The sequence below is a fragment of the Sphingomonas sp. genome, assembly GCA_019635535.1.
Classification (GTDB): domain Bacteria; phylum Pseudomonadota; class Alphaproteobacteria; order Sphingomonadales; family Sphingomonadaceae; genus Allosphingosinicella.
Genome location: JAHBZH010000001.1, coordinates 541,884 through 554,139 on the forward strand (window position 1 = coordinate 541,884; position 12,256 = coordinate 554,139).

General features: G+C 68.1%; 16 protein-coding genes. 11 read left to right on the forward strand and 5 right to left on the reverse strand.

The window, feature by feature from the left end; genetic code table 11:
* Window positions 1-60: 60 nt before the first annotated feature.
* Window positions 61-420, reverse strand: a complete 360-nt coding sequence (gene rplT / locus KF780_02825) for a 50S ribosomal protein L20 (protein ID MBX3560725.1) — start codon at window positions 418-420, stop codon at window positions 61-63.
* A gap of 14 nt (window positions 421-434) precedes the next feature.
* Window positions 435-638, reverse strand: coding sequence for a 50S ribosomal protein L35 (gene rpmI / locus KF780_02830; protein MBX3560726.1), 204 nt, complete (start codon window positions 636-638; stop codon window positions 435-437).
* 138 nt (window positions 639-776) lie between these two features.
* On the opposite strand from rpmI, the gene KF780_02835 reads away from it, so the two are divergent.
* A complete protein-coding gene (locus KF780_02835) occupies window positions 777-1,190 on the forward strand; it encodes a glyoxalase/bleomycin resistance/extradiol dioxygenase family protein (GenBank protein ID MBX3560727.1) in 414 nt (137 codons plus the stop codon).
* A gap of 9 nt (window positions 1,191-1,199) precedes the next feature.
* On the opposite strand, the gene KF780_02840 is transcribed toward KF780_02835, so the two are convergent.
* A complete protein-coding gene (locus tag KF780_02840) occupies window positions 1,200-1,949 on the reverse strand; it encodes a cyclase family protein (protein ID MBX3560728.1) in 750 nt (249 codons plus the stop codon).
* A gap of 166 nt (window positions 1,950-2,115) precedes the next feature.
* Window positions 2,116-3,051: a ribose-phosphate pyrophosphokinase gene (locus KF780_02845; GenBank protein ID MBX3560729.1), complete on the reverse strand. Its 936-nt coding sequence runs from the start codon at window positions 3,049-3,051 to the stop codon at window positions 2,116-2,118.
* Window positions 3,052-3,156: 105 nt separating this feature from the next.
* Between KF780_02845 and KF780_02850 the strand changes: the two genes are divergently transcribed.
* The 8 genes from KF780_02850 to KF780_02885 all read left to right on the forward strand — a co-directional run bounded on the left by KF780_02850 (window position 3,157) and on the right by KF780_02885 (window position 9,548).
* Window positions 3,157-4,497 (forward strand): glutamate--tRNA ligase, encoded by a 1,341-nt coding sequence (locus tag KF780_02850; protein MBX3560730.1) that lies wholly within the window; start codon window positions 3,157-3,159, stop codon window positions 4,495-4,497.
* A 134-nt stretch (window positions 4,498-4,631) separates the two neighbouring features.
* Entirely contained in the window at window positions 4,632-5,288 is a 657-nt protein-coding gene (locus tag KF780_02855; protein MBX3560731.1) for a TonB family protein, read from the forward strand.
* Window positions 5,289-5,333: 45 nt separating this feature from the next.
* Window positions 5,334-5,660, forward strand: coding sequence for a hypothetical protein (locus tag KF780_02860; protein ID MBX3560732.1), 327 nt, complete (start codon window positions 5,334-5,336; stop codon window positions 5,658-5,660).
* Between the two features lie 14 nt (window positions 5,661-5,674).
* Window positions 5,675-6,628 (forward strand): bifunctional diaminohydroxyphosphoribosylaminopyrimidine deaminase/5-amino-6-(5-phosphoribosylamino)uracil reductase RibD, encoded by a 954-nt coding sequence (ribD, locus tag KF780_02865; protein MBX3560733.1) that lies wholly within the window; start codon window positions 5,675-5,677, stop codon window positions 6,626-6,628.
* Between the two features lies 1 nt (window position 6,629).
* Window positions 6,630-7,247, forward strand: coding sequence for a riboflavin synthase (locus KF780_02870; protein ID MBX3560734.1), 618 nt, complete (start codon window positions 6,630-6,632; stop codon window positions 7,245-7,247).
* A 44-nt stretch (window positions 7,248-7,291) separates the two neighbouring features.
* The gene (gene ribB / locus KF780_02875; GenBank protein MBX3560735.1) at window positions 7,292-8,581 is read left to right on the forward strand and encodes a 3,4-dihydroxy-2-butanone-4-phosphate synthase; all 1,290 of its coding nucleotides are present in this window, start codon (window positions 7,292-7,294) and stop codon (window positions 8,579-8,581) included.
* A complete protein-coding gene (locus KF780_02880; protein MBX3560736.1) occupies window positions 8,581-8,997 on the forward strand; it encodes a 6,7-dimethyl-8-ribityllumazine synthase in 417 nt (138 codons plus the stop codon). The genes ribB and KF780_02880 overlap by 1 nt, the downstream gene beginning before the upstream one ends.
* Window positions 8,994-9,548, forward strand: a complete 555-nt coding sequence (locus KF780_02885) for a GNAT family N-acetyltransferase (GenBank protein MBX3560737.1) — start codon at window positions 8,994-8,996, stop codon at window positions 9,546-9,548. The genes KF780_02880 and KF780_02885 overlap by 4 nt, the downstream gene beginning before the upstream one ends.
* Here the strand turns inward: KF780_02885 and KF780_02890 are convergent.
* Window positions 9,524-10,606, reverse strand: a complete 1,083-nt coding sequence (locus tag KF780_02890; GenBank protein ID MBX3560738.1) for an alkene reductase — start codon at window positions 10,604-10,606, stop codon at window positions 9,524-9,526. The genes KF780_02885 and KF780_02890 overlap by 25 nt on opposite strands.
* Window positions 10,607-10,660: 54 nt before the next feature.
* Here KF780_02890 and KF780_02895 point away from each other — a divergent pair, with 54 nt between their 5' ends.
* Together KF780_02895 and KF780_02900 are read left to right on the forward strand one after the other, a co-directional pair.
* Window positions 10,661-11,548: a DMT family transporter gene (locus tag KF780_02895; protein MBX3560739.1), complete on the forward strand. Its 888-nt coding sequence runs from the start codon at window positions 10,661-10,663 to the stop codon at window positions 11,546-11,548.
* A gap of 26 nt (window positions 11,549-11,574) precedes the next feature.
* A complete protein-coding gene (locus KF780_02900; GenBank protein ID MBX3560740.1) occupies window positions 11,575-12,216 on the forward strand; it encodes a COQ9 family protein in 642 nt (213 codons plus the stop codon).
* Window positions 12,217-12,256: the final 40 nt, after the last annotated feature.

Consider the following 12,256-nt stretch of genomic DNA (forward strand, 5'->3'; position numbering starts at 1 on the left):
AAAGGGCGCGAAGGGAAAACCCTCCGCGCCCTTTCGCTTGTTCGGTGCGTGCGGTCCGGCTCAGGCCGGGAGCGCCGCCTTCGCCTGCGCGACGATGCCCCTGAAGGCATCGCCCTCGTGCATCGCGATGTCGGCGAGGACCTTCCGGTCCAGCTCGATGCCGGCCAGCTTCAGGCCGTGCATGAACTGGCTGTAGGTCAGCCCCTCGGCCCGGACGCCGGCGTTGATGCGCTGGATCCACAGGCCGCGGAAGCTGCGCTTCTTCACCTTGCGGTCGCGATAGGCGTACTGGCCGGCCTTCTCGACCGCCTGGCGGGCGATGCGGATCGTGTTCTTGCGGCGGCCGTAATAGCCCTTCGCCTGCTCCAGGATCCGCTTGTGCTTGGCGCGCGTGGTAACGCCGCGCTTGATGCGTGCCATCTGTCAGAACCTCCTTATTTCAGGCCGTAGGGCGCCCAGAGCTTCACCCGCGCTGTATCGGCGTCGGCGAGCACTTCGGTGCCGCGGTTCTGGCGGATATATTTGGCATTGTGGCTGATGAGCCGGTGGCGCTTGCCGGCCACCCCATGCTTCACCTTGCCGGTCGCGGTGAGCTTGAAGCGCTTCTTCACACCGCTCTTGGTCTTGAGCTTGGGCATTTTCGTCTCCTTGCGGCGCTTGCCGACGTTTGAGAACAGCCACGGCAGCCCTTGATGGCCGGGCCGTTCGATTCTTCCAACACTCTGGAAAGCGGGCGCCTATAAGCCGCCGAGGGGCGTCTGGCAAGGAGCGAGTCGATGGCGAACGAAGAGCAGGGTCCGACCGGCGGGGTGACCGCCCATCTTACCATCCGCGACAAGCGCGCCAAGGAGGCGATCGACTTCTACAAGCGGGCCTTCGGCGCCGAGGCCGCGATGGACCCGTTCATGGCCGAGGACGGCGAGCGAATCATGCACGCCCATCTGCTGATCAATGGCGGCCATCTGATGCTCAACGACGATTTCCCCGAATATAGCGGCGGCGAGACGGAGCCCGGCAGCCTGACGCTCCATCTCCAGGTCGCCGACGCCGACGCCGCCTGGGCCCGCGCGCTCGAGGCCGGCGCGACCGAGGTCTTCCCGCTCGCCGACCAGTTCTGGGGCGACCGCTACGGCCAGGTGCGCGACCCGTTCGGCTTCCGCTGGTCGATCGGCGCGCCGGTCAGAAAATAGCGATCACGCTCAGTCGATCACGGCATGGGCGCGAACCGGGAAGGTGCCCATGCCCTTCACCTTGGGCGGCGTCGCGAAGAAGCGGAAGCCCGATTCGGGCAATTGCCCAAGCCCGGTCATGTGCTCGACGATCTGGATGCCGGCGCCGAGCAGCATCGAATGGACCGGCCGCTCGCCGCCCGAGACATCGTCGATGTTGAGTGAATCGATGCCGACCAGGACGGCCCCCTGATCGCGCAGATATTCGGCGGCCGCCTGGGTCAGGAAGGGATGGCCTTCGAAATAGGCGTCGGTCCGCCAGTGCCGGTCCCAGCCGGTGTGGACCAGCACGGCGCGGCCCGCCACGTCGTTCGCGGCGAAATGCGTCCAGTCGATCGCGCGCTCCAGCATGCCAGTCACCCGCACGAGCAGCCCCGGCAGGTTGGCAATCGGCTCCAGCGGCACGCAGGCCAGATCGGCACCATCGGCATAGCGATGGAAGGGCGTGTCGATATAGGTGCCGGTATTGGCGGCCATCTCGATCTTGCCGATGTGGAACTCGGTGCCCGGCGCATAGCTTTGCCGCGAGGCCTCGCGCGACAGCCAGTCGCAGATGATCGGCGCGGGGAGGCCCTTATAGGTCACCATCCCGTCCTCGATCACATGGCTGAGATCGACGAGCCGGCCGCTCGCCGTCGCTCCCCCAGGCGCCGGCGACGCCGTCCGCTTGTGGCGCTCCTCGATGATCTTCTTGCGCGTGATCCGCACCGCGCCGACCATCAGCAGCCGCAGGTCGGCGACGATATGGGCGGCCAGCGCCGCGTCGGAAATGTCGTCGCCGTCGATGTCGAGCCGGAAATCCTGCCCCTGGATGCCGCCGCCGTTCGAGAAGTCGATTTCGAAGTCGAAAACGACCCTTCTGTCCGTCACGCCAGCTCTCCCCGGCTCAATCGAACAGGCTGGAGACGGAGCTTTCGTCGGCGATGCGCTTGATCGCCTCGGCCAGCAGCGGGGCGATGGTGAGGAGACGGATCTTGTCGGTCGCCTCGGCCGCTTCATAGGCGGCGATCGAGTCGGTGATGACGAGCTCGTGCAGCACCGAGCTTTCGACGCGGGAAACGGCCGCGCCGGAGAGCACGCCATGGGTGCAATAGGCGACGACGCCTTCCGCGCCGCCTTCCTTCAGCGCCGCGGCGGCGTTGCACAGGGTGCCGGCCGAATCGACGATGTCGTCGATCAGCACGCAGAAGCGCCCCGCCACATCGCCGATGATGTTCATCACCTCCGATTCGCCGGGCTTCTCGCGGCGCTTGTCGACGATGGCAAGCGGCGCGTTATCGAGCCGTTTGGCGAGCGCCCGGGCGCGGACCACGCCGCCCACGTCGGGCGACACGACCGTGATCGGCTTGCCCGAGAAGCGTGCCTGGATATCGGCGGACATGACCGGCGCGGCATAGAGATTGTCGGTCGGGATATCGAAAAAGCCCTGAATCTGCCCGGCATGGAGATCGACCGACAACACCCGGTTGGCGCCCGCCGTGGTGATCAGATTGGCGACCAGCTTGGCCGAAATCGGGGTGCGCGGGCCGGGCTTCCGATCCTGCCGGGCATAGCCGAAATAGGGCATCACCGCGGTGATCCGCTTGGCCGACGCGCGCCGCAGCGCATCGATGCAGATCAGCAATTCCATCAGATTGTCGTTGGCGGGATAGGAGGTGGACTGGACGACGAAGACGTCCTCGCCGCGCACATTTTCGTGGATCTCGACGAAAATCTCCTCGTCGGCGAAGCGGCGGACGCTCGCCTGGGTGATCGGGATTTCGAGATAGTTGGAAATCGCCTGGACCAGCGGCGCGTTCGAATTGCCCGACATCAGCTTCATGCGGAAACGATCCTCAGCGGGGGGAAGTCCCGCCCTCTTACGGCGCGAAGCCGCGATGGCAAGAGCGTTGCCCGCCGACGCGGCGACGAATAGAGCCGGCGGAGCATGAACGTCTTCACCCGCTTCGCGCCATCGCCGACCGGCCGGCTCCATGTCGGCAATATCCGCACCGCCCTTCACAACTGGCTGTGGGCGCGGCGCCATGGCGGGCGCTTTTTGCTGCGGCTCGACGACACCGACCGGGCGCGCAGCGAGGAGGTCTTCGCCGAATCGATCCGCGCCGATCTCGCCTGGCTCGGCATGGCGCCGGACGCGGAATATCGCCAGTCGGACCGGTTCGGCCTTTACGAGGCGGCGCTGGCGCGGCTGATCGAGGCGGGCCGGGCCTATCCCGCCTACGAGACCGCGCGGGAGCTCGATCTCAAGCGCAAGGTGCTGCTGGGGCGCGGCCTCCCGCCGGTCTACGACCGCGCGGCGCTGGCGCTGACTGATGGCGAACGTGCCGCGCTGGAAGCCGAAGGCCGCCGGCCGCACTGGCGCTTCAAGCTGGATCACGACGTGCCGATCGCCTGGGACGACCTTGTGCGCGGGCCCCAACAGCTCGACCCACACCTGCTCAGCGATCCCGTCATCCGGCGCGAGGACGGAAGCTGGCTCTACATGCTGCCGAGCGTCGTCGATGATATCGACATAAGCGTGACCCATGTCGTGCGTGGCGAGGATCATGTCACCAATACCGGCCTGCAACTCCAGATGTTCGCCGCCCTGGGCGCGGCGCCGCCGGCCTTCGCGCACGAGGCGCTTCTGGTCGGATCGGAAGGCAAGCTTTCCAAACGGCTCGGCTCGCTCGGCGTCGAGGCGATGCGCGAGAGCGGGATCGAGCCGGAAGCTCTGGTCGCCCAGCTGGCGCGGATCGGCACCAGCCAACCCGTCGAGCCCTTCGCCGATGCGGCGCCGTTGATCGAAAGCGTCGATTTTTCGACCTTCGGTCGCGCTCCGGCGCGCTTCGACCTGGACGAGCTGGCCGCGCTCAACGCCCGGATCGTTCACCAGCTTCCCTTCGGACGGGTCGCTTCGCGGCTGCCGGCGGGGATGGACGAGGACGACTGGATCGCGATTCGGCCGAATCTTAGCACCGTCGCCGAGGCCGCCGACTGGTGGGGCATCCTGCACGGCCATGTCGAGCATGAAGTGGCGGCGGAAGATCGCGAGCTGCTCGCCACCGCAGCCGATGCCGCTGCCGAGATCGACTGGCGCGACGCGCCATGGCTTCAGCTCGTCACCCGATTGAAGGAAGCGACGGGCCGCGTCGGCAAGCCGTTGTTCCTGCCGCTGCGCCGCGCACTGACCGGACGGGACAGCGGCCCGGAAATGGCGACTCTGCTGCCACTGATCGGCAGGGACGAGACGATCGCCCGCCTCTCGGCCGCTGCGCGGCAGGCGTAGAACTTCGGTGGTCGATCCGGTTTCGTGGGCAGATTCTCCACAGCAAGAAGGTATAGTATATTGTAACGATATGATGTAACATCCTCTTGTCGCCGACCTGGAGGTGACGCCGGTGACGGGATGAGGAGAGGATCATGTCGTACAGCCAATATCAGCCGCAGCGCGCGAGCCCCGGCGGTTTCGCGCTCATCGTCACCCTTCACGCCATGGCGATCGGCGCGGTCATGCTGATCAAGGGGCCGGATTTCGTCCGCCCGGTTTATCCATCGACGACGACCTATATCGTGCCGCCGGAAGTGGAGCCGGATCCCAATCCGCCCGAGACGCGAACCGATCCGCAGCCCACCCAGCAGGCGATCGCGCAAATCATTCCGGTCATTCCGCCGCCGCCTGTCGAGCGGGGTCCGATTACCCAGAGCGGCGATCCGCCGCCGTCATTCTCCGGAACCGGGCACGACATCGCGACTGTGCGCCAGGCCGATCCGCCGCCGCCTTTGCCGGTGCGGCGCGAAGCCGAGATGGACCCGCGCTTCGCCGCCGCCTTCCGCCCGCCTTATCCCGCGCCAGAGCTGAGGGCGCAGCGCGACGGCGTGGTGCGGCTGCGCGTGACAATCGGCGCCGACGGCCGAGTGCGTGCGGTGGAGCGCCTGTCGGCGACGAGCGACGCCTTCTGGGCGGCGGCCGAGCGCCAGGCGCGCAACCATTGGCGCTTCCGTCCCGCCACTGTCGATGGCCGTCCCGTCGAAAGCGTCAAAGTGCTCACGCTGCACTTCCGGATCGAGGACGCCTGAGCTTACGGGCTGGCGGCAACGGCATCGCGCGACTATCTAGACGCGATGCCGTTGCCCCGCCCCGCTTCTCCGCGCGCCTTGTGGAAGGACATGCGCGAATTCTGGCGCCAGCGGCCGCGCCATCAATGGTTCGCCGGCACGATGGCGCTGCTGATCCCGGCCGGAATCCTCGTCGCCTTCTATTACGACGCGCAGACCAACATCCTTCCGCCCGAGCAGCTCATCTATGTCGACAGCTGGTCCGCGAACCGCAGCGACGAAGAGATCATCGCCAAGCAGGAGGCGGACCTGAAGCAGCGAGAGGAGCTGGAGCGCGAGCGCCAGCGACAGTTCAAGTCCCTGGACGACCGCCTGCGTCGGTACGGCATTTGACCGACGCGGAGGCGATGGCGGAAGCGATCGCGCTCGGCGAGCGCGGCCATGGCGCGACCGCGCCCAATCCGCATGTCGGCTGCCTGATCGTCCGCGACGGCGCGGCGATCGGACGCGGCTGGACGCAGGACGGCGGGCGACCTCATGCCGAGGCGGTCGCGCTGGCCGAGGCCGGCCATGCCCAAGGCGCCACGATCCATGTCTCGCTGGAGCCCTGCGCCCATGAGAGCGCGCGCGGGCCGGCCTGCGCGGACCTGATCGCCGAGGCCAAGCCGGCGCGGGTGGTCGTCGCCTTGGAGGATCCCGATCCCCGCACCGCCGGCCGCGGCATCGCCCGGCTGCGCGGCGCGGGTATCAGGGTCGATGTCGGCGAGGGCGCCGACGCGGCGGCGGCGAGCATGGCCGGCTATGTAAGCCGGGTGCGGCGGGGCCGCCCGCTGGTGACGCTGAAGCTGGCCCTGTCGATCGACGGGCGGATCGCCTTGCCGTCGGGCGAGAGCAAGTGGATCACCGGCGAGGACGCCCGCGCCGACGTCCATCGCGAGCGCGCGCGGGCCGACATGATCCTGGTCGGGCGCGGCACCTATGAGGCGGACGCGCCCCGGCTCGACGTACGGCTGCCGGGGCTGGAGGGCCGCTCGCCGCGCAAGGCGCTGCTGACGCACGGGGCGGCGCCGGACGGCTGGACGCGGCTCGGCGCACCCGAGGAGATAGCCGGGCTCGGCGACGTCAACGAGCTGCTCGTCGAGGGCGGATCGGCCACCGCCTCCGCCTTCCTTGCCGCCGACCTGGTCGATCGCCTGCTCGTCTATCGCGCGCCGATCCTGATCGGCGCCGGCAAATCCTCGGTCGGCTATATCGGGCTCGACGCGCTGGCCGACGCGCACGGCCGCTGGCGCTTCACCGATTCCCGCCCGCTTGGCATCGACCGGCTCGAAGTCTACGAGCGGACGAGGGACGAGGTCTGACATGTTCACCGGAATCATCACCGATATCGGCCGGATCGAAGCCGTCGAGGAGCGCGGCGACCTGCGCCTGCGGATCGCCAGCGGCTACGACATGGCCGGCGTCGATCTCGGCGCGTCGATCGCCTGCTCGGGCGTCTGCCTGACCGTGGTGGACAAGGGCGGTGATGCGAATGGGGGCTGGTTCGCCGTCGACGTGTCCGGCGAGACTCGCGCGCGCACCGCACCCGGCATGTGGGCAGAAGGCACGCGGCTGAACCTGGAACGCGCGCTGAAGGTCGGCGACGAATTGGGCGGCCATATCGTCACCGGCCATGTCGACGGGCTCGGCACCGTTATCGACAGCGCGCCAGACAAGGGATCGACCCGCTACACGATCGCCGTGCCGGGCAAGCTCGCATCCTATGTTTCCGAAAAGGGATCGATCGCGATCAACGGCATTTCGCTGACCGTGAACGAGGTCACGGACGGCACCGGCGGCACAAGCTTCGGCGTCAACATCATCCCCCACACCGCCGAGAACACCGCGATGTTCGCCAGGGGCGACCAGGTGAACCTCGAGATCGACATCCTCGCCCGCTATCTCGGCCGCATGCTGGACGTTCGCAACAGCAGAATGTGATTTTCGCAATGGATTATCACATTACGGTGTGATATCGGCGCCGCATGAGCACGCTTCTGATCGATCGTCTGTCTAATCTCGTCGCCGGGGGCGAGATGAGCCGCGCCGGCCTGGCCCGCGCCGCCGGGCTCCATCCCAATAGTCTGCGCAAGCTGGGCGAGGCGGACTGGAATCCGACCGCCGACACCTTGGTCAAGCTGGAGAAGTTCCTCGCCGGCGGCAGCCGCGACGTCATGGCCTCGGCGGAACAGATCATCGACGAGGCGCGCAACGGCCGGATGTTCATCCTGGTCGACGACGAGGACCGGGAGAATGAGGGCGATCTGGTCATCCCCGCCCAGATGGCGACTCCCGACGCGATCAACTTCATGGCACGACACGGCCGCGGCCTCATCTGCCTGTCGCTGACCCGCGAGCGCGTCGATCAGCTCGGCCTGCCCCTGATGAGCCGCCACAACGGCACGCGGCACGAAACCGCCTTCACCGTATCGATCGAGGCGAAGGACGGTGTGACGACCGGCATTTCCGCCGCCGACCGGGCGCGCACCATCGCGGTGGCGATCAATGCGGCCAAGGGGCCGGAGGAGATCGTCACGCCCGGCCATGTCTTCCCGCTGGTCGCGCGCGACGGCGGCGTGCTGGTGCGCGCCGGCCATACCGAGGCGGCGGTGGATGTCTCGCGCCTCGCCGGCCTCAATCCTTCCGGCGTGATCTGCGAGATCATGCGCGAGGACGGCGCGATGGCGCGGATGGACGACCTGGCCGAGTTCGCCGCCACCCACGGCCTCAAGATCGGCACGATCCGCGATCTGATCGCCTATCGGTTGAAGAAGGACCGGCTGGTCGAGCAGACCGCCGAGGCGCGGTTCGAAAGCCGCTGGGGCGGCGCCTGGACCGCCAAGACCTTCCTCAACAAGGCCTCGGGCACCGAGCAGATCGCCCTGGTGAAGGGCCATGTCGATCCCGCCAAGCCGACCCTGGTCCGGATGCACGCGCTCAGCCTGTTCGCCGACGCCTTCGGCGAAGCCGGCGGGCGCGGCAATCTGCTGGAGGGGGCGATGAAGGCGATCGCGGAGGAAGGCGCCGGCGTTATCGTCGCGATCAACCGGCCGATGGTGCCGGGCGCGCTGGCGCGTGCACTCAAGGTCCGCGCCGGCGAGGAGAGCGGCAGCGACGGCGATCAATTGCGCGATTACGGCGTCGGCGCGCAGATCCTCGCCGCGCTCGGCGTCCACGACATGATCCTCTTGACCAACAGTCACCACACGCCGGTCGCGCTAGACGGCTACGGCCTCGCCATCGTCGGCGAGCGGCCGATTCCGGGAGACGCGTGATGGCCCGCATCCTGATCGTCGAGGCGCGCTTCTACGCCCATCTGAACGACCTGCTGCTCGAAGGAGCGCGCGCCGCGCTGAAGGAGCATGAGGTGGACGTGATCACCGTGCCCGGCGCGCTGGAAGTGCCCGGCGCGATCGCGCTGGCGGCGGAAAGCGGCGCTTATGACGCGTTCGTTGCGCTCGGCGTGGTGATCCGGGGCGAGACATACCATTTCGAGATCGTCGCCGGCGAAAGCGCGCGCGCGCTTATGGCGCTGACGCTGGACGGCCTCGCCATCGGCAACGGCATATTGACGGTGGAGAACGAGGCCCAGGCGCTCGCCCGCGCTCGCCGGGACGAGAAGGACAAGGGCGGCGAGGCGGCCAGGGCGGCGCTGGCCATGCTGGCGCTGAAGGACCGCTTCGCGCGGTGACCGGGCCAGTCCTCCAGACCGAACGGCTGATCCTGCGTCCGCTCAGCGGCGAGGATTTCGATCCCTGGTGCGCGTTCCAGGCCGACCCGGAGACGATGCGCTTCCTGGGCGGCGTGCAATCGCGCGAGGAAGCGTGGCGCAGCCTGTGCGTGATGGCCGGCGCCTGGACCGTGCGCGGCTTTTCGATGTTTTCGTTGATCGAGCGCGATACCGGCCGCTGGATCGGCCGGGTTGGACCGTGGCAGCCGGAAAGCTGGCCGGGCACCGAGATCGGCTGGGGCGTGGCCCGCGAATATGCCGGGCGCGGCTATGCCCATGAGGCGGCGGCGGCATCGATGGATTATGTCGTCAATATACTGGGCTGGACCGACATCATCCATGTCATCGATCCGGAAAATCTGCCGTCGATCCGACTCGCTGAGCGGCTCGGCTCGGTCAATCGCGGGCCGACCCGGCTGCCGCGGCCGTTCGAGGCCATGCCGGTCGATGCCTGGGGCCAGAGCGCCGACCAATGGCGCGCCGCGCGCTACTCCGCCGCCAGCGCGGGATAGTCGGTATAACCTTCCGGCCCCTGGCTGTACCAGGTCGCCATATTGTCGGGATTGAGCGGCGCATCCGCACGGAGCCGTGCGACGAGATCGGGATTGGCGAGAAAGGTGCGGCCGAAGGCGATCGCGTCTGCCGCGCCGGCATCGAGAGCGACCTGCGCGTCCATCAGCCGGTAATCTGAATTCAGCACCAGCGGCCCGGCAAAAGCCTTACGGATATGCGGATGGACCGGCGGCAGCTCGGCCTTGCCGAACGTGCCTTCGAAGCCCGGCTCGCGCAGCTCCAGAAAGGCGATGCCGATCTCGCCCAGTGCGGCCGCGGCGGCGCTGAACAAGGGCACCGGATCGCTGTCATTGACGCCCTGCGAATCCCCATTGGGCGAGAGCCGCACCGCCGTGCGCCCCGCGCCGACCGTGTCGGCGAGCGCCTGCGCCACCTCCCTCAGGAGGCGGATCCGGTTTTCGACCGGCCCGGCATAATCGTCGTCCCGCAGATTGCTGCCGTCGCGCAGAAACTGGTCGATCAGATAGCCGTTCGCGGCATGGACCTGGACGCCGTCGAAGCCCGCCGCAACGGCGTTGCCGGCCGCGTGGACATAATCCTCGATCAGGCCCGGTATCTCGTCGCGCCGCAGCGCCCGCGCCTCGACATAAGGCTGGCGGCCGTCATAGGTGTGCGCCTTGTAGGGCGCGGTGGTCGCCGAGGCGGAGACCGGTGCCGCGCCGCCGAGGTAGCTCGGATGCACGACCCGGCCCATATGCCAGAGCTGCGCGATGATGCGGCCGCCGGCATCATGCACCGCCTCGGTCACCGGCTTCCACGCCTCGACCTGCTCCTTGCTCCAAAGGCCCGGTGCATAGGGCCAGCCCAGCCCCTGCCGGCTGATCCCCGTGGCTTCCGAGATGATCAGGCCGGCCCCGGCGCGCTGGGCATAATAGGTCGCCATCAACGGCGTCGGAACATGCTCCCGCGTCGCGCGTCCGCGGGTCAGCGGTGCCATCAGCACGCGATTGGGAAGATCGAGATCGCCCAGCTTGATCGGATCGAAGAGCGAGGGCATGGCGGGGTCTCTCCTTCTTGCCAGGCGTGCCGGATATAAGGGTTGCGATTCGAAATGCACAACCCCGCCCGCTTCGCTTTTCCAGCCTTGATCGTCGCCTGCCTGTTCCTCGCGGCGGGGCCCTGGATGGTTCGGCTGGCCGATGTCGGGCCCAATGCGTCTGCCTTCTGGCGGCTCGTCCTCGTGCTGCCCATTCTGGTTTTGCTCGCCCTCCGCCAGAGCCGCGGCCGGGTTTTTCCCGGCTGGACGGTGATCGGCGCGGTGGTGCTGGGCGGCCTGTTCTTCGCGGCCGACCTTTCCGCCTGGCACGAGGGCATTTTGCGCACCCGGCTCGCCAACGCGACCCTGTTCGGCAACATGTCGAGCTTCCTGTTCGCGCTTTACGGCTTCCTCGTGCTGCGCGCCTTGCCGCGCCCGCTACAGGCCGCCGCGCTGGCGCTCGCCGCCGCCGGCACCTTCCTGCTGCTTGGCCGCAGCTACGAACTCTCGCCCGATCATTTCACCGGCGACCTGCTCGCCTTGCTCGCCGCTTTCTTCTACGGCCTCTATCTGATCGCGATCGATCGCGCCCGGCGGGCCACGGCGCCCTGGCCGGTGCTCGCCATCGCCACCGCCGCCGGCGCGCTGCCTTTGCTCGCCGCCGCGCTCATCCTCGGCGAGCAGGTGATGCCGACCGACTGGACCCCGCTTATCCTGCTCTCGATCGGCAGCCAACTCATCGGCCAGGGACTGCTGGTCTATGCGATGGGGCATCTCTCGCCGCTCGTCGTCGGCCTCGGCCTGCTTACCCAGCCGGTGGCGGCCGCCGCGATCGGCTGGGCGGCCTATGGTGAACGACTCGGCCTGATCGACCTGGCGGGCGCGCTGCTGATCTGCGCGGCGCTCGTGCTCATCCGGCTGCCGATTCGCGGGGTTGCAACGCCGCCGGGCGAAGCCCATTGAACATGGCCATGATCGCTCCGGCCGACATGAACCTGGACGAGCTCGCCGCCGCGCTGGCGCCCGCGCTGGCGCGCCATGCCGCGTTCGACGGCTGGTCCGACAGCGCGCTCGCCATGGCCGCCGAGGAACTGGGCGTCCCCGCCGAGCGCGCCCGCCTGGCCCTTCCGGGCGGCCAGGCGCAAATGATCGACGCCTGGTTCGATGCGATCGACCGCGCGATGCTCGACGCTTTTCCGCCCGAGCGGATCGCCGCGCTGAAGATCCGCGAGCGCATCCGCGAGCTGGTCCTGTTCCGGCTGGCGACGATCCAGCCTCATCGCGAGGCGCTGCGCCGGGCGCTCGCGGTGCTGGCCCTGCCCGGCAATGTCCCCTCCTCGGCACGCCTGGCCTGGCGCAGCGCGGACCGCATCTGGCGCCTGGCCGGCGACACTTCGACCGACTTCAATCATTATTCCAAGCGGGCCATCCTGATCGGCGTCTACGGATCGACCAGCCTCGTCTTCCTCGAAGACGAGAGCGGCGATCTGGCCGACACCCGTGCCTTTCTCGACCGGCGCATCGACGGCGTCATGCGCTTCGAAAAGGCCAAGGCGCGCTGGACCGGCGGCGCCGACCGGCGCCCGTCGCTTAGCCGCTTCCTCGGCCGGCTGCGCTATCCGGCGGTGTAAAACGGCTTATTGATAATCGTTCGCAAGAGTTCTAGGCCAT

Excerpts from the sequence above, each read along its gene's own strand:
- rplT (MBX3560725.1), bottom strand. The coding sequence starts at position 420 with ATGGCACGCATCAAGCGCGGCGTTACCACGCGCGCCAAGCACAAGCGG.
- rpmI (MBX3560726.1), bottom strand. The coding sequence starts at position 638 with ATGCCCAAGCTCAAGACCAAGAGCGGTGTGAAGAAGCGCTTCAAGCTC.
- KF780_02835 (MBX3560727.1), top strand. The coding sequence starts at position 777 with ATGGCGAACGAAGAGCAGGGTCCGACCGGCGGGGTGACCGCCCATCTT.
- KF780_02840 (MBX3560728.1), bottom strand. The coding sequence starts at position 1,949 with ATGGTCGGCGCGGTGCGGATCACGCGCAAGAAGATCATCGAGGAGCGC.
- KF780_02845 (MBX3560729.1), bottom strand. The coding sequence starts at position 3,051 with ATGAAGCTGATGTCGGGCAATTCGAACGCGCCGCTGGTCCAGGCGATT.
- KF780_02850 (MBX3560730.1), top strand. The coding sequence starts at position 3,157 with ATGAACGTCTTCACCCGCTTCGCGCCATCGCCGACCGGCCGGCTCCAT.
- KF780_02855 (MBX3560731.1), top strand. The coding sequence starts at position 4,632 with ATGTCGTACAGCCAATATCAGCCGCAGCGCGCGAGCCCCGGCGGTTTC.
- KF780_02860 (MBX3560732.1), top strand. The coding sequence starts at position 5,334 with ATGCCGTTGCCCCGCCCCGCTTCTCCGCGCGCCTTGTGGAAGGACATG.
- ribD (MBX3560733.1), top strand. The coding sequence starts at position 5,675 with ATGGCGGAAGCGATCGCGCTCGGCGAGCGCGGCCATGGCGCGACCGCG.
- KF780_02870 (MBX3560734.1), top strand. The coding sequence starts at position 6,630 with ATGTTCACCGGAATCATCACCGATATCGGCCGGATCGAAGCCGTCGAG.
- ribB (MBX3560735.1), top strand. The coding sequence starts at position 7,292 with ATGAGCACGCTTCTGATCGATCGTCTGTCTAATCTCGTCGCCGGGGGC.
- KF780_02880 (MBX3560736.1), top strand. The coding sequence starts at position 8,581 with ATGGCCCGCATCCTGATCGTCGAGGCGCGCTTCTACGCCCATCTGAAC.
- KF780_02890 (MBX3560738.1), bottom strand. The coding sequence starts at position 10,606 with ATGCCCTCGCTCTTCGATCCGATCAAGCTGGGCGATCTCGATCTTCCC.
- KF780_02895 (MBX3560739.1), top strand. The coding sequence starts at position 10,661 with ATGCACAACCCCGCCCGCTTCGCTTTTCCAGCCTTGATCGTCGCCTGC.
- KF780_02900 (MBX3560740.1), top strand. The coding sequence starts at position 11,575 with ATGAACCTGGACGAGCTCGCCGCCGCGCTGGCGCCCGCGCTGGCGCGC.